This is a genomic window from Acidovorax sp. LjRoot66, from assembly GCF_964253305.1.
Classification (GTDB): domain Bacteria; phylum Pseudomonadota; class Gammaproteobacteria; order Burkholderiales; family Burkholderiaceae_C; genus Acidovorax.
The window spans coordinates 3,161,032-3,180,412 of the sequence record NZ_CAXUQU020000001.1; the positions used below are offsets into that span (position 1 = coordinate 3,161,032).

Genomic DNA, 19,381 nt, shown 5'->3' on the forward strand with positions numbered 1-19,381 from the left:
CATGCGGGCAGCGGTATTGTGACCTTGAAGTTATTATTCATACCGATTGGTCGCAGATCGGCGCAGAACAAGGGCACCAAGCAACAGGGATCTGCTCGACCAATGCTTCTTTTGCTGCGGCCCATTGCGGGTTGCGTTGGCGCCGGGCGCATCCACCGGTGGTGAATTTCATGGACCCGATCCCCAGGAACAACCTATGTGGACAATGAGAAGAGCCAGCGACAAGGGCTCGAAAGAGGCAGCTGAATCGGTGCGCTGGCTTCGCCGGATGGCGGTGCTGAGCGTGGCGGTGCCCCTGGTGATCTATGCCATCTTCGGGGTCGTCGGGTTTCTGCGGGCCACGGACGAAACCGACGCCCGGGTGTCCCGGTCGCTTCGGGTTGCGCACGAGCATGCCTCCAAGGTCATGGCCACGTCCGAGGCGGTCGCTGAAAAGGCCTTCTCCCTGGTCAACGGCAAGAACCCGCAGGATTTGCACAGCATCGAGGCCTTCCTGCATGAAGAGCTGCGCAAGCGCAGCGTGGACCAGCCCCAGATCCAGTCCATCCTCATCCTGGATGCGAAAGGCCGGGCCATCGCCAGCAGCCGGCTGTTTCCGTTCCCTCGGGTCGATCTGTCCGACGGCGAGTATTTTCAGCACCACCTGCAGGGCCGCACGGGGCCCCATCTGTCCAGGCCCATCGTGACCCGCACGTCCAACGAGCGGGTGCTGAATGTCAGTGTCCCCTTCGAGGACGACGCGGGCAAGTTTGGCGGGGTCATCAACGTGGCGCTGCTCACGTCCTACTTCTACGATTTCTATGGCGACCTGGTGGCGGACGAGCCCAACCTGGCGGTCACCCTTTTCCGCGACGACGGCGCCGTCTATACGCGCTGGCCCCACAGCGCCGCAACGCCCGTCACGCTGCAGCCCGATTCGCCGGTGATGCAGCGGCTGACTGCCGGCGATGAGGTGGGGCGCTTGCAAGGCATCTCGACAGTCGATCGCAAGGAGCGGGTCATTGCCTTTCGCAAGGTGGGCGCATACCCCTTGTACGTGGCCACGGCGATGCGCCTGAATGTGCCGCTGCGCGAGCTGTTCCAACAGCTTGCGCTGCTGTTCGCCATGGGGGCGCTGCCGGTGGCCGCGCTGGTCATCACGGCGAGGACGGCGCTGCAAAGCGCCCTTGCTGCGCACAACACACTGCAGGACCTGGAGCGCGAAACCGAAAGCCGCCAGCGTGCCGAAGAGGCGCTGCGCCAGGCGCAAAAGCTCGAGGCGCTGGGCCGGCTGACCGGTGGCGTGGCGCACGACTTCAACAACGCGCTGATGGTGATCAGCAACAACCTGCACCTGCTCAAGCGCACGGCGCCGCAGTCGGGCCTGCGGCAGATCGAATCCATTGCCCGGGCCGTGAAGTCGGCCACCAACCTCACCCGCCAGTTGCTGGCCTTCTCACGGCGCCAGCCCCTGGTGGCCGAGTACGTGCAGCTGCAGCACAAGCTCCCGGCCATCCAGGATCTGCTGGTCCCGGTCATGGGCAGCCGCGTGCAGCTGGATGTACAGGTGGACCCCTCGACCGCACCTGTGTTTCTGGACATGAGCGAGCTGGAGCTGGCGCTGCTCAACCTGGGCATCAATGCGCGCGACGCGATGCCCACGGGCGGGGCCCTGTCCATCCACGTGCGCAATGCCGGGCGCCAGCGGGTCGGGGCGGACGACAAAGAAACCGAAATGGTCGTCATCGAAGTGTCCGACACGGGCAGCGGCATCGCGCAGGACGATCTGGACAAGGTGTTTGAACCCTTCTTCACCACCAAGCCCGTGGGCGAGGGCACGGGCCTGGGCCTGAGCCAGGTGTATGGCTTTTGCCAGGGAGTAGGCGGCTACGCGCAAATCGCCAGCGAGCTGGGCAAGGGCACGCGCGTCAGCCTGTACCTGCCCAGCACGGCCCCCAGAGCGCCTGGGGACGAGCCCGCCGCAGACACCACCTCGTTCCAGCCCCTGGGCATGCGCCTGCTGGTGGTGGAAGACAACGACGAGGTGGCCGAGTCGCTGGTGCCCCTGCTGCAGTCGCTGGGCTGCACCGTCACCCGGGTGGACCGCGCCGACAAGGCCATCTACCTGCTCGATGAAGGCCAGCGGCCCGACCTGGTGCTGACCGATGTGATGATGCCCGGCGAACTCAACGGCGAGGGCCTGGCCAGGCACATCCGCGAGAAGTGGCCTGCGCAGCGGGTGCTGCTGATGACCGGCTATGCCGAGCAACTGGCCCGCATCTCGCAACTGGGCTTTGATGTGCTGCCCAAGCCCTGCACGCCGCAGATGCTGCATGCCGCCATCGGCAAGGCGGGGGGCTGACAAAACTCTTTTGGCGTTGTTGAGTTTTGTTGGCCGCTCTTGGCGCCACGCGCGTGGGGCCCCGACACGCGCCGCGCCGGGCTTGCCGCACGCGGCTGCGTGTGCAAACATGCGTCCCTCCAACCACCACCGATGACGAGGGAGCTCCATGGCGCTATCCAACCTGCGGATCTTTTTTGATGGCCTGGAAGAGGCCACGCCCGGCATGCCGTGCTACGACCCCGAGCAGCCCTGGTTTGCCCATGTCACGGTGGTGAATGCCAACGTCGACACCAAGCATGACCCCGCGCTGCGCGCCTTCGATCCGCAAAACCCGACGGCAGCGGCGGGGCCGTTCAAGGTGTCGTTCCAGGTGTTTCCGGGGCCCACGGCAGCATCGGCATCGGGTTCGACGCCGTTCACCGCCTATGAGGTCGATGGCCTGGGCGCCTATCCGGGCCTGGTTGCTTGCGCCAAGGGCTTCTCGATGCAGCTGCCCAAGGACATCAGCCAGGCGGATTTCGGGGTGAAGCGGGGCTTTCGGTTCAAGGCCGATCCGTACTTCGCCGTGCCCGAGTCCAACGAAGACGACAACAGCTTCGTCTGGGATAGTGCCCAGGCACCCACCATGGCGCCACAGTGGCAGGAGGGCGACGCCAGCCCCTTCTCAAACCTGAAGTTCATGGATTTCCGGGGGGTTGCGGGCTCCAAACGCGATATCGAGGTGCTGGTGAAGAACCAGGGCAGCGAGACCTCGTTCCAGCTGGAGCTGCGGCTGAACATCATCGGCCCGCCCACGCCCCGCAGCCCGCTGGGCAGCGTGCTGGAGTCGGTCAGCGCCAACTCCACCGCCATCCCCACCGGCGGCTCCGTCTGGGTGCGCTTCACGGCCAAGCGCGATTTCGTGCAGCCGCGCACGGGTCTGCCCGCGCGCGAGCTCAGGCGCCTGCAGGCCGCCAACCCGGCCAGCCGGCGCTTTCGCCAGGTGCAGATGGGCAGCAGCGGCCTGCTGGGCGGCCAGAACATCCCGCGCTACCTGGTGATGGAGAAGGATTTCGACTTCATGCCGCTCAAGCCCTTCACCATCGCCGTGATGAACTCATCGAGCAGCGAAAAGGTGGCGTTTGGCGAAAGCCCCGTGGGCGGCGGCAAGAAGCCCGGCGGTGGCGGGCCGATTGCGATACCGCAGAAGTAGTCAGCGGGGTGGATGGGCGCGCGGGGCTGTTGGCCAGGACGGCTGTGCCGCAGAGGGGCAGCTCCGTGCGGTACCTCACCCCACGGACTGCGCCACCAACACCAGCGCGAGCACGAGCCCAACGTAGAACAAAACCCCGGCCAGCGACTGGCCTGTCTGTGTGATGACGCAGCGGCCTGCATTGCTATACCACAGGGAGCCGGCTGCGCTGCGGGTGCGGTGGTCGACGCTGAAAGGGGACTCGCATTTGCAGCAGCCAAGGGTCGCAATGCAAATGACGAAGCGCCCGGTCATTATGACCAGCAACTCGAACACTATTTCCAAGCCAGCCCCCCCGAATTGTGTTGTCGATGGCTGCCATCGTAGCTGTTGCTCCAGGGTCAGCCCCCTGCGCCTCGGTCTGCTCCCAGCACCAGCGGCTTGCGGTACACGCAGTTGCGCCGATCCACCACAAAGCCGCAGTCTGCGTACACGCGGTTGGCGCCGCTCTGGTTCTGGCTGTCCACGGCCAGGCCCGATTCGGCCATGCCGGCGGCGGCCTGGGCGCGCAGGCTGTGGGCGATGAGGGCACGCGCCAGGCCACGGCGGCGCCAGGGCTCGCCCACGCTGATGAACTCGGTCCAGCCGCGCTGGCGGCCGTTGTTGCGGTTCCATGTGGCATCGATGTAGCTGCGCACCTGCCCGGCGACTTGGTGGGTCTGCACGTCCCACGCCACTTGCCACAAATGGGGCTGGAAGACCGGGCTCGTCAGCCACCGCAGGTAGTCCGCCTCATCGGGCGGGCAATAGCCCCAATGGCTTCGGAAGGCCCGCCCATGCGCGTCCCAGATGGCGCGGTAGTGCTCGGGTTGCACGGACCGCAGCTCCAGTCCCTGGGGCAGGGGGAAGACCGCCACGTCGTCGAGCGTGGGGCGCACCATGGCGAAGAAATAGCGCTCGGGCGTGTAGCCGGCTTTTTCGAGCAGGGCCGCACGCGCGGTCTCGCCGTGGGTGATGTAGGCGTGGTGGGCGTCGCGCGGTGCACCGGGGTGTTTGGTGGCAGCCTGGGTGCGCTGGCGTTGCTCCAGCCAGGCGTGCAGTGCCGTGCCAATGCCCTGCCGGCGCCACTGGGGCGCCACCACGGCGAACTGCGAGTACAGCTGCAGTCCGTCGGCCTGCGCCCACGGCCATGAGCGCACGTACCCCGCGATCTCGCTGCCGGCCTGGGCGATCCACACATCGCGCTCGGGCACGCAGCTGGTGAAGGCGGCGTAGTCGCGCGCCACCTCGTGCTCCGTGCGAAAGAAGCCGGTTTCGTCGGCCGCGAAACTCGCGTTGGCGCACGCGACCATGGCCGCGTAGTCGGCAGGGCCCGCAAAGGGCCGGAAGGTCACGTGCGCGGGCGGGTTGGTGGGCATCGGGGTCCTGTCCTTTTCTTGTCGTTGTGCTGGGGCTCCGGCGGCTGCGCATTTTGGCGTTCGATGCCCGATCGGCACCACTGGACCCGCATCACCCCTCTGGGGCGGCCCACCCTCGGAGACTGACATCCGCCAGCGCCTCAAAAACAGCCGGCGAACGTTCCAGGCGCGCGACAGTGCGCGCGCCTTCGACGGCGGCCACCAGCGCCGCTGCGGCAGAGGTCGCGCGCGCGGGGCTGTAGCCGCAGCCCCTGAAGTGAGCCGCAACCAGTTCCGTCGAATCCTGGAACCCGCGCGCCACGCGTTGGGTCAGGTCGGCATCGAGCGCGGGCAATTCGTTCGCCAGGTTCTGCATCAGGCATCCGTACTGGAAATCGGATGCCACCATTTCAGCCGCGAACGCGCCGAGCACCTGCCGCACGAAACGCTCGGCATCGCCCGCTGTGTTTGCCGAGATGCCCTGCAACACGGCCATGCGCGCTGTGACGTATTGGTCGATGGCTTCTTCCGCCAACTGCGCCTTGCCGCGTGGGAAGTGAAAGTAGAACGATCCTTTGGGGGCACCGCTTTCTTGGAGGATCTGGCTCAGCCCGGTCGCGGTGTAGCCCTGAATGCGGAACAGGCGCGCGGCCGTGGCAATGGCGAGGGGGCGGGCGTCGGTCTTGCGGGGCATGGCGATAAGTTACCAGCATCGGCTTGACGTGTCTATGGCGATTGCCATAGTATGGTGATCGCCATAGTTCGATTTCGGTGACATCCCTGTCCCGGCACCGTGGCGAAGAGGTCCCCCATGAGCTACCCATCTGAGTCCAGGCCCTCGTTACCCTCGGTATCGCGCCGCGCCGTCCTGGCGATCGGCGCCGCCGGCCTGGCCGCGTCTTCATTCCGTTTTGCCCACGCAAGCCCTTCAGGAGCAACCGCCATGACTGCATCCACAACGTTCCAGGGACCGCTCCCGCAAGGGGTGCGCTCACGCATGATCCAGGGGGTCAACGGCCTCGATGTCCATGTGCTGGAGGCCGGCCACGAGAGCCCCGGGCGCCCGCTGGCGCTGCTCTTGCACGGGTTCCCGGACCTGGCCTACGGCTGGCGGCACCTGATGCCGCTGCTGGCCGATGCGGGCTACCACGTCGTGGCACCCGACCAGCGGGGTTTTGGCCGCACCACCGGGTGGCTTGCTGCGTATGACAGCCCGCTGGAGCCCTTCGGCTTCCTGAACCTGACGCGCGACGCACTCGCGCTGGTCTCGGCCTTGGGGTACCGGCGCACGGCCATGCTCGTCGGGCACGACTTCGGCTCGCCCGTGGCCGCCTATTGCGCCTTGGCCCGCCCCGATGTTTTCCCGTCGGTGGTGCTGATGAGCGCACCCTTCCCCGGTACGCCAGCATTCCCGTTCAACACGGCAGACAGCGAGGCAGCGCCGGCCCCACCGAACCTGGCCCCCCAAAGGCTGGCAGCCGCACTGGCGGCGCTGAACCCGCCGCGCAAGCACTATCAGCAGTACCTGAGCGGGCGGGAGGCCAACGCCGACCTGTGGCACCCGCCTCAGGGATTGCACGCCTTCTTGCGGGCATTTTTCTACCTCAAGAGCGGCGACTGGCCGGGCAACAAGCCACATCCCCTGAAGGCGCCAACGCCCGCAGAACTGGCGCAATTGCCGACCTATTACGTGATGGACTTGGACAAGTCCATGTCCCAGACCGTGGCGCCATTCCACCCAACGGCTGCCGAGGTTGCGGCCTGCCAATGGCTCACCGAGCCCGAATTGGCCGTGTACACCGCCGAGTACGCACGCACGGGCTTTCAAGGCGCACTTCAGCTCTATCGCGTCTTCACCGACCCAGCCTTGAATGCCGAACTGCGCCTCTTCTCGGGCCGGACCATCGATGTCCCTTCGCTCTTCATCGGCGGAAAAAACGATTGGGCGAACTACGTTTCGCCGGGCGCCCTTGACGTGATGAAAGCCAAGGCGACGACCAGGATGAGCGGCATCGAACTGATCGACGCAGCCGGTCACTGGATCCAGCAGGAGCAGCCGGCGCGCCTGGCCGCGCTCCTGCTTGCCTTCAGCAAGGAGACGGGAGGGGCTCAACGCACTGGAGCTTGAGGCGGGGCAGGGGCTGCGTCCACGACCAGGCTGCCGGACCCCGGTGATGGCCCATATGGCCTATCTGGCTCAGATGGCTCAACTGGCAGTTTGGGTGGCATGGACTCATTGCGAGCGGGGCGTGAAGGGCACGGGTGTCGCGGGCGGCAGCACCTGCGCCAGGTAGCGGTCCAGGTCGGCCTGCCAGAGCGCGGGGTACTGGTGGATGCGTGCAGCTGCCAGGCGACCGCAACACACTGGGCGGCACCATCGGCGGCATTCCGGCCGGGGTGACCGTGGTGCTGACCACGGGCGGCGAGGACCTGCCCCTCAGCGCGGACGGCGGCTTCACCTTTGCTACGCCGCTGGCCGCTGGCGCGGCCTATGCCGTCACGGTCAAGTCCAAACCCGATGGGACGGGCTGCGTGGTGCGCAATGGCACGGGCGTGGTCGCTGCCGCGGCGGTGGACACGGTCCAGGTGAGCTGCGCCATTGCGGGCTCCGTGACCGGCTTCTGGGAGCAGGACCAGTGCAACGCAGTGCCGGGTGGCATCGGCCTGACGAACGGCTGGCGCATCTCGCAGAGCAGGCCCGTCTTTGTGAATGTGGGCGCGGGCGGGGTGAGCTACTGCAATGCGCAGTGCACCGGCGTGGGCACCACCATGACGGGCCCGCTGGTGGGCGGGTTCACGGTGACCCAGTCGCGCCAAGAGTTCACCACCGACATTTCAGCCTACTGGGGCGTGCGCGACGGCATGACCTTCCCCACCATGCCGGTGGTGCTGGTGCGCAGGGGCAACCACCTGTGCCTGCTGGAGGACACGGCCACCCCCTCGGCCTACCCCAATGCGGCCAGCACGGCCCATGCCGTCACGGCGGCCATTGCCGCGGGCACCTGCTACATGCCCCGCTGACCCCGCGCCCACGCTCCCTGCAACAAGCGCACGCGCGATCCCGCAGCTGTTCACAGCGGGGCGTGCGTCGCGGCTGCGCCGCTCTCGCAAGCCAAAAGACTGCAGCCAAGCCCTAAAATTCTCAGCCACTTGATCAAGTCCGATGAATGAAGCTGAACGCAATGCAGGGCTCCCACGTGGGGCGGAGTCGATGAAATCTCACCACGCAACGCAGCGGGTGATGGCAGGCATGCTCTTGTTCCACACGCTTGGCTCGGGCGCCAAGCAAACGGTTGCCCGCGCGTTTGGCGCCACCCCTGCAAGGCGTTGGACCTGGCTGACGCTTGGCGTTTGGGCGGCACTGCCCGCACTGTCCTTGCTGCCGCTTTGGTCAAACCTGTTGAACCCGGTCCTGCCAGGCGTTACCGAGCACTTCCGCTACGCCGTGTTGTCGAGCCACTTTCAGGAGGCGATGGCCGCCGGCATTTGGTATCCGCGCTGGCTACCCGATTTCAATGCCGGATACGGCTATCCCGAGTTCGTCTTTTATCAACCCGGTTATTTCTTCCTCAACAGCTGGCTGGCCGTACTGACTGACGACTTGCTATGGCGTCAATTGCTGACACTGGGCACGCTGTGCCTCATTGGCGGGCTCGGTGCATACCGACTTGCACGGACTTTTGTGGACCGCCTCTCCGCTCTGGCTCTCGTGTTGTTGTTTCAGGCGGCGCCCTATGTTCACATCAACCTGTATGAGCGCGGTGATTTGAGTGAATGGATGGTTATTCAACTGTTGCCGTGGGTGCTGCACTGGAGTTGGTGCCTGCTGGCGCCAGAGCCGCGCTCAACAATCGGTATGAGGGGACGGGCGCTGTGCTGGAGCGGACTGACACTGGTCCTTGCGGCAAGCTTTTATAGCCACCCGATGGCAGTACTGTTTTTGCCATTGGTCGTCGCTCTGCTGGGTATGCTGACGCTGGCCGGTACCGAGCACCAGGCACCGCTGGCGGTCAGAGTGCGCAGCGTCTTTGAACTGGCAGGTGCCCTGTTGCTGGCACTGGCACTGGCCTCGCCATATTGGCTCACGGTGGCGCAACTCAAGCCTCTGGTCAATGCCCATGTCGCTGCGATCGGCGGTTTTGAGCCCTGGCGCAACGTCGCCTCTCTGTCTGGCCTACTGTTCAATAACGACCAGGCATTTCTGGCCGCCCCCTTTGTGGCGTTGGCATTGTTGGGTGCCTGGCAAGGTCGTGAACACCCTTTCATCCGCGCCGCAGGCCTGGTCTACCTGGTGCTTTTTCTGGCCATGCTGCCGACCGGCCGCTGGTTCTGGCATCTTTACCCCTTTTCATTGATGCAGTTTCCCTGGCGGCTGGCGGTGTTTGCGCCCGCGCTACAGGTGGTCTGCACGCTTGGCTATTGGCAAGGCAGCAATCGCCACTGGGTCCTGCGGCGCCTGGGCTTGACGCTCGCACTGCTGGCGCTGACCTGGTCGGCATGGAAATTCCATGACTTTCGCGCAATGCACTGGTTCGGAGAGCCCGTTGCCGGTGAGCAACTCGACTGCATCAAGACCTATCCCGGCCTGGCCCAACCCAACAAGTTGTTGGCGACGCTGGATGTTGGGGAATGGTTGCCGGCAAGATTCGCCAAAAATCCGCCCGAAACGGCACGATACACGCCTATCAGTCAACCATGTGAAGCACAACTGGCGCGACATCGGGCGGCCTTGACTGAACGTTTAGGAATCGACCTATTTTCAAACCGGTCCACATTGAATTGGATGACCAGTGACTCACCGCATTGGCAGGGGCACCCAGAGCCCGGGCATTCGCCGCACGCGCTCAACTACCGCTTCGCAGGCGCAAGTCCGGGTGTGGTGGTGATCCAGCAAATCTACCTGCCAGGCTGGTCAGTGCATGTGAATGGTTTGGCGTTGGCCGCAACGACCATCGAAGAGCATTTGTTGCCGGATGGCCGAATGCAGGTTCGATTGGCTGCTGGCGAACACACGATTACTGCACGCTACGATGGTCCGCCCGGTTCAACGCAGCGCAACGTAGTCATTGGGTTGGCACTTTTGCTGGCTGCCGCCTATTGGCTGCGGCGGCTGCGCAAGCAGGGCGGGCTCAAGTTTGACGTGGGTTACTAGATTTCAGTGAAAGAGGCCGGAGTGCTGCGAGATCCGCTGAGCCCTCTGCGTGCTTCAACTTCAGTCCCTGAAGGACTACCAATTCGGTTTCAAATTGACAGGGGACGTCAGGAATACATGGTATTTCGCGTCCTCGCGGTGCAGCGGCATGGCCCTGACCGAAGGGCTGCATCACGTCACGCACGGCGCTGGCTACGCCCTCGTTCCAACCGCGCACCTGCACATATTGCTGCGGCCGCCAGAACCCATCGCAGGTTAGCTGGCAGGCTGATAACGGACGACGGCATTGAGCGGCCCATCTCAGTTCAAGACCACGGCATGGCCTTGGGGGTCAAAGGGAATGAACGCGCCCAACCTACCCTGGCGGATCGCCTCCACCATGTCGTGCAGCGGCTGCTCGGCCTCGGCGCTGCCAGGCTCGCGGCCCTGCTTGCCTGCAAGCGCGGCAGCGAACACCATGCCCCAGGGTTTGCCAAAGGCCTCGGCTTCGTGCACCAGTTGGTCGAAAGATTGGAGCTCGTCCAGCCCCTTGTCCACGCATATCTGAGGCACCAGCGCGCCGCCTTCACCCCGCTCGAATTCGAGCCGCTGGGCCGGCGTGGCGTCGTCAGGCAGCTCGACACCTGCGAACACGAACAGCAGCCGCTGCGGTAGAGGTTGCATGCGTGCCGCGCTCAACAGGTCGTCAAAATTTTGAATGGTCATCGTGTATCCAGGTTCTGACAGTGAGGGTTTGTAGGGTCTGGCGCGCGTGAATCAGGTCGGCGGTGGCGCGTGAGCACTCGCGCTCCGTCGTATCCGCCGAGAACACAGCAAGCGACGGTCGAATGCGCAGTGCCGTGTTCATTCGCACGCCCCATGAGCTTCGGCGGTCTCAAAAACTGATGACTTGTCCATCGTATTCCACATAGGGTTGGTAGGGCCCGGTGCCGCTGTTGGTTGCTACCGAGGCTGCGACGAAATCACCTTCCTGCGCGTCAAATACATGCACCTCGCCGTCTTCGATCACGTAGTGCCAGCCGTGCAGGGTGAGCCGGCCGGCCTCGACCTCGCGCCGCACCATGGGGTAGCCCATGAGGCGTTCGAGCTGCAGCACCACCGCGCGTTGCTCGGTGCGGCGCATCGATTCTGCGCACGGCTGCACTGGCAGCAGTGCCTCGTCGACCAGCTTGAGCCACGCGGTGAGGGCCACCGCCTCGTCGGGCGCTCCCTCGTAGGCGGTGCGGATCGCGCCACAGTGGCTGTGGCCGCAGATCACGATACGCTCCACGTGCAGGCTGAGCACGGCGAACTCGATCGCGGCCATCGTTCCATGGAGTCCGTGCGACTGGTCGTGGGGTGGAACCAGCGCGCCCACGTTGCGCACTATGAAGAGTTCACCCGGGCCAGCCCCGGTGAGCAAGTAGGGTACAAGTCGCGAGTCCGAGCAGCCGATAAACAGCGTCTTGGGGTGCTGGCCTTCGGCTACCAGGTCCTGAAAGCGCTGCTGATTGCGCGGAAAATAGTCGGAGCGGAAATGCCGAAGGCGCAACAGCAGCTCGTCTGCTGATGCGCTTGCGGCGGCCTCGCTCATTGAACAAGAGGGGTGTCCGCCCCTTCCAATTCCACGCCTTCAACGTCTGCTTGACCCACCAGCAGCTGCATATACTGGCGCAGCGCCGTGGCCTGCGACTGAAGGGCCAGCCGCGCTCCGATTTGCGCCTGCAGCTCGGCGAACTCGGGCAGGCGCCCCGCCTCGCGTTCGAGCACCTCGACGATGTGCAGGCCGAAGCGGCTGTGCACCAGGCGCGGGTGCAGGCCCAGGGCCTGGATGGCGTCGTTCTGCAGGAACAGCGCCTTGGCCAGTTCAGGCGCGCATTCCTGCGGAGTGATCCAGCCGAGGTCGCCGCCCTGGGCGCTCGACGGGCAGTTGGAGAGCTCGGTCGCAAGCTGCGCAAAACGATTGATCGACACCCCCTGGCGCGATAGTTCCAGCAGCGCGGCTTCGGCGCGCTGGGCCAGCGCGTTCACCGGCACACCCGGCGTGACCGCAAACAGGATATGCCGCACATGCAGTGCCTGGCCCACCACAAAACGCGGCTTGTGAGCCTCGTAGTGGCGCCGGCATTCCTCAAGGCCCGGCTCGGGCGAATGCACCTCGGCTTCGAGCAGGGCCTCGATTGCGCGGCGCATGTCGTCATCCGGCTCGGGCGCGTTCAAACCCGTGAATCGCGGCAGCAGGCCGGCGCTAACCGCCTGCTGGCGTAGCAGCTCGGTGCAGGCGCGTTCGCGCAGGGTCTGCTCGCCCAGCACCTCACCGGCGTGGTGCAGGTGGATGCCGTTGATGCTGGCGATCTCGACCGGGGCCGCAGCGACCTCAGGGCCTTTGCAGGCGCAGGCGCTGCTGCCGCAGCCCGAAGATGTGGAAAGGTCTTGGCTCATGGGTGCTCCCGGGGGTAGGTTGGATCAGCGGGGCTTGGAAGGATGGGCCGGGTTGGTCGGGTTGACCGGCACGCCCAGGCGGCGGCTGCGCACCACCTGGTAAGGCCGCACCAGGTAGGCAACGCTCGCGAAGCCGCTCCACACATGCACCAGGCGCGAAAACGGGAACAGCAGGAAGATCGTCATGCCCAGCACCAGGTGTACCTTGTAGGGCCAGTCCATGTTGACCAGCGCGGACGCGTCGGGGCGGAAGGTGACGATGCGCTGCGCCCACTCCGCCAGCACCAGCATGGCGCTGCCATCGGCGTGCGAATAGGAGTACGGCAGTGTGATCAGGCCCAGCGTGAGTTGCACCCAAAGAATCACCAGAATGGCGATGTCGGTGCGGTGGCTGGTCAGGCGGATGCGCGGGTCGAAGATGCGCCGGTGCAGCAGCATCGACAAGCCCACGAAGCAGATCGCACCGGCGGTACCGCCCGCGTAGATGGCCATGCGCTGCTTGAACGCGGCATCCATGAAGCCTTCGTAGAAAAAATGCGGCGTGAGCAAGCCCACGGCGTGGCCGAAGAACAGGAACAGGATGCCGACGTGGAACAGGTTGCTGCCCCAGCGCAGCTGGCCCTTGCGCAGCAGCTGCGAAGAATCGCTTTTCCAGGTGTACTGGTCGCGGTCAAACCTGGCCAGGCTGCCCATGAAGAACACAGCCAGGCAGATGTAGGGATAGACGCCAAAGAGGAAGTGGTGCAGTGAGGTCATGCCTGTGCTCCTGGTGGTGGGGGGGTATGACGACTGGTGGCCGCTTTCACGATGCGGATGGGTTGCGGCTGGCCGGGTCGGGCCTGACCTTCGGTGGAGCAGCCTCCGAACACCGCAGGTTCGGCCCAGCTCTCGTCAATACCGGGGTCGGCCGCAACTGGCACGGCCTCGGCTTTCTCGCTAGCTATCTCAAGCACTGCGGCCAGCACGCTGGCGTACGGGCTCTGGCGCTTGAGCAGCGCGCTGAAGATCACGCGCACGATGTGCGCGCTTTCGCCGAGGAACTCGCGCGCCACCGCAGCGGGCTGGGTGGAGGCGAATTCGAGCAACACGCTCAGGTGGTCGGGCAGCTCGGCTGGGCCGAAGAAGAGGCCTGCCTTCTCGTAGGTCTGGATCAGGTCGATCATCGCCGGGCCCCTGTCGCGTGAATCGCCGAGCACGTGTTCGAACAGGTGCAGCGCAGTGCTGCGACCGCGGTCGAAAAGCTCGACGTAAGCGGCCTCGACGTCGAGCGCAGGTTGCTGACTCAGGTGTACCAGCAGCGCATCCAGTTCGGCCAGGCGTGTGGCAGGCAAAGCGGCTTCGGCGCGCAACGCGGCGCGCAGTTCACCGGCGTGCTCGCGCAGCTCCGCGGTGGGGTAACGCAGCAGATGGGCGAGAACACGCAGTGTGTGCACGGCGGGCTTGGGAGTGGTGGAGAACAGGCCCATGTCAGACCCCTGCCTTGATTGGAATCGTTCGTTTTTTCTCGCTACCAAACAGGCTGGTTTCGGTCTGCCCTTCCGAGCAGCCGTTGCCAAACGTGAAGCCGCAGCCGCCCTTGATGTTGAAGGTGTTCTCGGCGTATTCGCGGTGGGTGGTGGGAATCACGAAGCGGTCCTCGTAGTTGGCAATCGCCATGGTCTGGTACATGTCCTCGACCTCGCGCACGCTGAGCTGCACCTGATCGAGCACGTCCTGGTTGATGACGCCGTCCACGTGTTTGGCACGCTGGTAGCTGCGCATGGCCAGCATGCGTTCAAGCGCGCGCACCACCGGCACGGTGTCACCGGCGGTCAGCAGGTTGGCGAGGTACTTCACCGGGATGCGCAGTTGGCTCACGTCCGGAATCTCGCCGTTACCGCCCAGGTGACCAGCGTTGGCCGCGGCGGTGATGGGCGAAAGTGGTGGTACGTACCAGACCATGGGAAGCGTGCGGTACTCGGGGTGCAGTGGCAGCGCCACCTTCCAGTCCACGGCCATCTTGTAGACCGGGCTGTGGCGCGCGGCCTCCAGCCAGTTCTCGGGGATGCCATCGGCGCGCGCCTGCGCAATCACCACCGGGTCGTGCGGGTCCAGGAACAGGTCGATCTGCGCCTTGTAGAGGTCCATCTCGTTGGGCACGCTCGCCGCCTCCTGGATGCGGTCCGCGTCGTACAGCAGCACGCCCAGGTAGCGGATGCGGCCCACGCAGGTCTCGCTGCACACGGTGGGCTGGCCGGCCTCGATGCGCGGGTAGCAGAAGATGCACTTCTCGGCCTTGCCGCTCTTCCAGTTGTAGTAGATCTTCTTGTAGGGGCAGCCGCTCACGCACATGCGCCAGCCGCGGCACTTGTCCTGGTCGATCAGCACGATGCCGTCTTCCTCGCGCTTGTAGATCGATCCCGACGGGCACGAAGCCACGCAGGCCGGGTTCAGGCAGTGCTCGCACAGGCGCGGCAGGTACATCATGAAGGTGTTCTCGAACTCACCCACCATGGCCTTCTGCGCGGCTTCGAAGCCGTTGAAATTGGCATCCTTGCTGCGTTTGGCAAACTCGCCGCCCAGGATTTCTTCCCAGTTCGGGCCCCACTCGATCTTCTCCATCCGCTTGCCCGTGATAAGGCTGCGCGGGCGGGCGGTCGGCGTGTTCTTCATCTCGGGGGCCGACTGCAGGTGGTCGTAGTCGAAAGTGAACGGTTCGTAGTAGTCGTCGATCTCCGGCATGTGGGGGTTGGCGAAGATCTTCATCAGCAGTTGCCATTTGCCCCCCTGCTTGGGCACGATGGAGCCGTCGGCGCGGCGCGTCCAGCCGCCCTGCCACTTCTCCTGGTTCTCCCACTCTTTCGGGTAGCCGATGCCGGGCTTGGTCTCGACGTTGTTGAACCAGGCGTATTCCACCCCGGGGCGGTTGGTCCAGACGTTCTTGCAAGTGACCGAACAGGTGTGGCAACCGATGCACTTGTCCAGGTTGAGCACCATGCCGATTTGGGCGCGGATCTTCATGATGCCTCCAGCAGAGCTGCCTCAAGGCAGGCATGCGTCCCCATCGGGGGCAGCGAACGAACGTGAGCGTGGGGGTTCATGGATTCTCTCCTTCTGACTGATACGCGCGGATGAGATGGTCGTCGGCCGGTGTGTCGAGCCAGTCCACCTTGTCCATCTTCCGAACCACGACGAACTCGTCGCGGTTGGTGCCGATCGTTCCGTAGTAGTTGAAGCCGTAGCTGAGCTGCGCGTAGCCGCCGATCATGTGGGTCGGCTTGAGCACGATGCGCGTGACGGAGTTGTGGATGCCGCCGCGCACGCCGGTGATCTCCGAGCCCGGGGTGTTGATGATTTTTTCCTGCGAGTGGTACATCATCACCATGCCCGGGTTCACACGCTGGCTCACCACCGCACGCGCGGCCACCGCGCCGTTGATGTTGAACAGCTCGACCCAGTCGTTGTCCTCGATGCCGGCACTCTTGGCGTCGTCTTCGCTGAGCCAGACCACGGTGCCGCCCCGGTTGAGGGTGAGCATCATCAGGTTGTCGCTGTAGGTCGAGTGGATGCCCCACTTCTGGTGCGGCGTGATGAAGTTCAGCACGATCTCCGCGTTGCCGTTGGACTTGATGTTGTGAATGCCGGAGGTCGCCTTCATGTCCACCGGCGGGCGGTAGCTGCCCAGGCCTTCACCAAAGGCAATCATCCAGGGGTGGTCCTGGTAGAACTGCTGGCGGCCGGTGAGGGTGCGCCATGGAATGAGTTCGTGCACATTGGTGTAGCCGGCGTTGTAGCTCACCGTCTCGCTCTCGATGCCGCTCCAGGTGGGGCTGCTGATGATCTTGCGCGGCTGCGCCTGGATGTCGCGAAAGCGGATCTTCTCGTCCTCGCGGTGGATCGCCAGGTGGGTGTGGTCGATGCCGGTCTGTTTGCCAAGCGCTTCCCAGGCCTTCACCGCCACGTGGCCGTTGGTCTCGGGGGCAAGCTGCAGGATGACTTCGCAGGCGTCGATGTCGGTCACGATCTTCGGCATGCCCTTGGTCACGCCTTCGTCCATTGTGGTGCCGTTGAGCTGGCCGAGCTGTTCCACCTCGGTGCCGGTTTTCCAGCCGATGCCCTTGCCGCCATTGCCCAGCTTGTCGAGCAAGGGGCCCAGCGCCGTGAAGCGTTTGAAGGTGTTGGGGTAGTCGCGCTCGACCACGGTGATCTGCGGCGCGGTCTTGCCGGGGATGAGTTCACAGTGGCCCTTGCGCCATTCCTTCACCTCAAACGGCTGCGCGAGTTCGCCGGGGGTGTCGTGCATGATGGGTGTCAGCACCACTTCTTTTTCCACACCCAGGTGGCCCACGCAGACTTCGCTGAAGGCTTTCGCAAAGCCCTTGTAGATCTCCCAGTCGCTGCGGCTTTGCCACACCGGGTCAACCGCCGCCGAGAGCGGGTGGATGAAGGGGTGCATGTCGCTGGTGTTGAGGTCGTTCTTCTCATACCAGCTGGCGGTGGGCAGCACCACGTCGGAGTACATGCAGGTGGTGCTCATGCGGAAGTCGAGCGTGACCAGCAGGTCCAGCTTGCCTTTCGGTGCGTGTTCGTGCCACACCACCTCTTGGGGCTTCGCTTCGTCCTTGCCCAGGTCTTTTCCCTGCACACCGTTCTCGGTGCCCAGCAGGTGCTTGCAGAAATACTCGTGGCCCTTGCCGCTGGAGCCCAACAGATTGCTGCGCCACACGAACATGTTGCGCGGCCAGTTCTGCGGCGCGTCCGGATCTTCGCAGCTCATGGCCAGTGTGCCGTCTTTCAGCGCTCGCACCACATAGTCCTTGGCATCAAGCCCGGCGGCGGTGGCGTCTTTCACCACCTGCAGCGGGTTGGTCTTGAGCTGAGGGGCACTGGGCAACCAGCCCATGCGCTCGGCGCGGACGTTGAAGTCGATCATGCTGCCACTGAACGCGGCCTTGTCGGCCAGCGGGCTCACGATCTCCTCCATGCCAAGCTTCTCGTAGCGCCACTGGTCGGTGTGCGCATAGAAGAAGCTGGTGCTGTTCATCTGGCGCGGCGGGCGTGCCCAGTCGGTGGCAAAGGCCAAGGGCAACCAGCCGGTCTGCGGGCGCAGCTTTTCCTGGCCCACGTAGTGCGCCCAGCCGCCCCCGCTTTGGCCGATGCAGCCGCACATCATCAGCAGGTTGATCACGCCGCGGTAGTTCATGTCGGCGTGGTACCAGTGGTTCATGGCCGCGCCGATGATCACCATCGACTTGCCGTGCGTCTTGTCGGCGTTGTCCGCAAATTGCTGCGCGACGGTGATCACCTGGTCGCGCGGCACGCCGGTGATGCTTTCCTGCCAGGCCGGCGTGTAGGCGGCGTTGTCATCGAAGTTCTTGGCGCCACTGCCCAGACCACGGTCGATGCCGTACTGCGCGACTTGCAGGTCGAACACGGTGGCCACCATGGCGTGGCGCTCTTCGCCGGTCTTGCCCAGGCGCAGGCGCACCGCCGGCACGCGTGCGTGGTTGATGCTGCCGTTCTGCGCGTTCGCGGTGAAGTGCGGGGAGGCCTCGCCACCGAAGTAGGGGAAGGCCACGTTCACCACCTGGGTGCCCTGCTCGCCGTCTTCGATCACCGAGAGCTTGAGCTTCACATCTGTGTCGCTGCGCGCTTCCTTGGCCTGCAGATTCCACTTGCCCTCGTCGCTGCGGCCGGCTTCGCCCCAGCGGAAACCGATCGAGCCGTTGGGCAACACGGCCTTGCCATCGGTATCGAAGGCGACGGTTTTCCACTCCGGGTTGTTCTGCTGGCCGAGCTGGCCGTTGAAATCGCTGGCACGCAGGTAGCGGTCGGGCACAAGGGTATTGGTGCCGTCTGCCAACACGTGTTCCTTGAGCATCACGAGCAGTGGTAGGTCGGTGTAGCGGCGCGCGTAGTCGTCGAAGTAGCTGCTGCGTGGCTTGCCGTCATCGGGAAAATAGAAGTTCTTCAGCACCACGTGGCCCATGGCCATGGCGAGTGCTGCATCTGTACCCTGCTTGGGGTGCAGCCAGAGGTCGGAGAGCTTGGCCACCTCGGAGTAGTCGGGTGTCACTGCCACCGTCTTGGCGCCCTTGTAGCGCACCTCGGTGAAGAAGTGGGCATCGGGTGTGCGCGTCTGCGGTACGTTGGACCCCCAGGCGATGATGAACGAGCTGTTGTACCAGTCGGCCGATTCGGGCACGTCGGTCTGCTCGCCCCAGACCTGCGGGCTGGCCGGCGGCAGGTCGCAGTACCAGTCGTAGAAGCTCATGCACACGCCGCCGATGAGCGAGAGGTAACGCGAACCGGCGGCGTAGCTCACCATGCTCATGGCCGGGATGGGGCTGAAGCCAATGATGCGATCGGGTCCGTGCTGCTTGATGGTGTAGACGTTGGCTGCGGCGATCAGCTGGTTGACTTCGTCCCAGGTGCTGCGCACGAAGCCGCCCATGCCACGCACCTGCTGGTAGTCGCGACGGGCTTCGGGGTTCTCGACGATGGTGGCCCAGGCGTCCACCGGGGTCTTGGCAACGCTGAGCGCGGCACGCCAGCGCTCCAGCAGGCGCCCGCGCACCATGGGGTATTTCACGCGGTTGGCGCTGTAGAGGTACCAGCTGTAGGACGCCCCGCGCGCGCAGCCGCGGGGCTCGTGGTTGGGCATGTCCCAGCGTGTGCGCGGGTAGTCGGTCTGCTGGGTTTCCCAGGTGACGATGCCGCCCTTGACGTATATCTTCCACGAGCACGAGCCGGTGCAGTTCACGCCGTGGGTGCTGCGCACGATCTTGTCGTGCGCCCAGCGGTTGCGGTAGGCGTCTTCCCAGGTCCGGTCTTCGCCGGTGGTATGGCCGTGGTTGCCCGAGAAGTTTTCGCGCGGCAGCGAGAAGTAGGAAAGGCGGTCGAGAAAATGGCTCATGAATGTCTCCGGAAATGGGGGC

Annotated in this window: 15 protein-coding genes; 5 read left to right on the forward strand and 10 right to left on the reverse strand. The window is 64.8% G+C overall.

Going from position 1 to position 19,381, the window contains the following annotated elements:
• Positions 1–37: 37 nt before the first annotated feature.
• A complete protein-coding gene (locus tag ACSQ3Y_RS14905) occupies positions 38–172 on the reverse strand; it encodes a hypothetical protein (RefSeq protein ID WP_255361103.1) in 135 nt (44 codons plus the stop codon).
• Positions 173–205: 33 nt separating this feature from the next.
• Between ACSQ3Y_RS14905 and ACSQ3Y_RS14910 the strand changes: the two genes are divergently transcribed.
• Both ACSQ3Y_RS14910 and ACSQ3Y_RS14915 read left to right on the forward strand, forming a co-directional pair.
• Entirely contained in the window at positions 206–2,341 is a 2,136-nt protein-coding gene (locus ACSQ3Y_RS14910) for an ATP-binding protein (protein WP_436177858.1), read from the forward strand.
• Positions 2,342–2,489: 148 nt separating this feature from the next.
• Positions 2,490–3,515: a hypothetical protein gene (locus ACSQ3Y_RS14915; protein WP_436177859.1), complete on the forward strand. Its 1,026-nt coding sequence runs from the start codon at positions 2,490–2,492 to the stop codon at positions 3,513–3,515.
• A 380-nt stretch (positions 3,516–3,895) separates the two neighbouring features.
• Here the strand turns inward: ACSQ3Y_RS14915 and ACSQ3Y_RS14920 are convergent, their stop codons facing one another.
• Complete coding sequence (locus ACSQ3Y_RS14920; RefSeq protein WP_436177860.1) at positions 3,896–4,912, reverse strand: N-acetyltransferase family protein; 1,017 nt, start codon at positions 4,910–4,912, stop codon at positions 3,896–3,898.
• A 91-nt stretch (positions 4,913–5,003) separates the two neighbouring features.
• Positions 5,004–5,585, reverse strand: coding sequence for a TetR/AcrR family transcriptional regulator (locus ACSQ3Y_RS14925; protein WP_436177861.1), 582 nt, complete (start codon positions 5,583–5,585; stop codon positions 5,004–5,006).
• 303 nt (positions 5,586–5,888) lie between these two features.
• Between ACSQ3Y_RS14925 and ACSQ3Y_RS14930 the strand changes: the two genes are divergently transcribed.
• The 3 genes from ACSQ3Y_RS14930 to ACSQ3Y_RS14940 all read left to right on the forward strand — a co-directional run bounded on the left by ACSQ3Y_RS14930 (position 5,889) and on the right by ACSQ3Y_RS14940 (position 10,043).
• Positions 5,889–7,019 carry an alpha/beta fold hydrolase gene (locus tag ACSQ3Y_RS14930; protein WP_436180121.1) on the forward strand — a complete coding sequence of 377 codons (1,131 nt, stop codon included), beginning with the start codon at positions 5,889–5,891 and terminating at the stop codon, positions 7,017–7,019.
• A gap of 209 nt (positions 7,020–7,228) precedes the next feature.
• The gene (locus ACSQ3Y_RS14935) at positions 7,229–7,912 is read left to right on the forward strand and encodes a hypothetical protein (protein WP_436177862.1); all 684 of its coding nucleotides are present in this window, start codon (positions 7,229–7,231) and stop codon (positions 7,910–7,912) included.
• Between the two features lie 142 nt (positions 7,913–8,054).
• Positions 8,055–10,043, forward strand: coding sequence for a hypothetical protein (locus tag ACSQ3Y_RS14940; protein ID WP_436177863.1), 1,989 nt, complete (start codon positions 8,055–8,057; stop codon positions 10,041–10,043).
• A gap of 300 nt (positions 10,044–10,343) precedes the next feature.
• Here the strand turns inward: ACSQ3Y_RS14940 and ACSQ3Y_RS14945 are convergent, their stop codons facing one another.
• The 7 genes from ACSQ3Y_RS14945 to ACSQ3Y_RS14975 form a co-directional block, all read right to left on the reverse strand.
• A complete protein-coding gene (locus ACSQ3Y_RS14945; RefSeq protein ID WP_057202785.1) occupies positions 10,344–10,748 on the reverse strand; it encodes a hypothetical protein in 405 nt (134 codons plus the stop codon).
• A gap of 169 nt (positions 10,749–10,917) precedes the next feature.
• Complete coding sequence (locus ACSQ3Y_RS14950) at positions 10,918–11,616, reverse strand: carbonic anhydrase (protein WP_057202786.1); 699 nt, start codon at positions 11,614–11,616, stop codon at positions 10,918–10,920.
• Positions 11,613–12,464 (reverse strand): peptidylprolyl isomerase, encoded by an 852-nt coding sequence (locus ACSQ3Y_RS14955; RefSeq protein ID WP_057202787.1) that lies wholly within the window; start codon positions 12,462–12,464, stop codon positions 11,613–11,615. The genes ACSQ3Y_RS14950 and ACSQ3Y_RS14955 overlap by 4 nt, the downstream gene beginning before the upstream one ends.
• 24 nt (positions 12,465–12,488) lie before the next feature.
• Positions 12,489–13,220: a respiratory nitrate reductase subunit gamma gene (gene narI / locus ACSQ3Y_RS14960; RefSeq protein WP_057202788.1), complete on the reverse strand. Its 732-nt coding sequence runs from the start codon at positions 13,218–13,220 to the stop codon at positions 12,489–12,491.
• Positions 13,217–13,930, reverse strand: coding sequence for a nitrate reductase molybdenum cofactor assembly chaperone (gene narJ / locus ACSQ3Y_RS14965; RefSeq protein WP_436177864.1), 714 nt, complete (start codon positions 13,928–13,930; stop codon positions 13,217–13,219). Before narJ ends, narI begins: the two co-directional genes overlap by 4 nt.
• Before the next feature lies 1 nt (position 13,931).
• Positions 13,932–15,464: a nitrate reductase subunit beta gene (narH, locus tag ACSQ3Y_RS14970; RefSeq protein WP_057202789.1), complete on the reverse strand. Its 1,533-nt coding sequence runs from the start codon at positions 15,462–15,464 to the stop codon at positions 13,932–13,934.
• Positions 15,465–15,540: 76 nt separating this feature from the next.
• Complete coding sequence (locus tag ACSQ3Y_RS14975) at positions 15,541–19,359, reverse strand: nitrate reductase subunit alpha (protein WP_436177865.1); 3,819 nt, start codon at positions 19,357–19,359, stop codon at positions 15,541–15,543.
• Positions 19,360–19,381 lie beyond the last annotated feature (22 nt).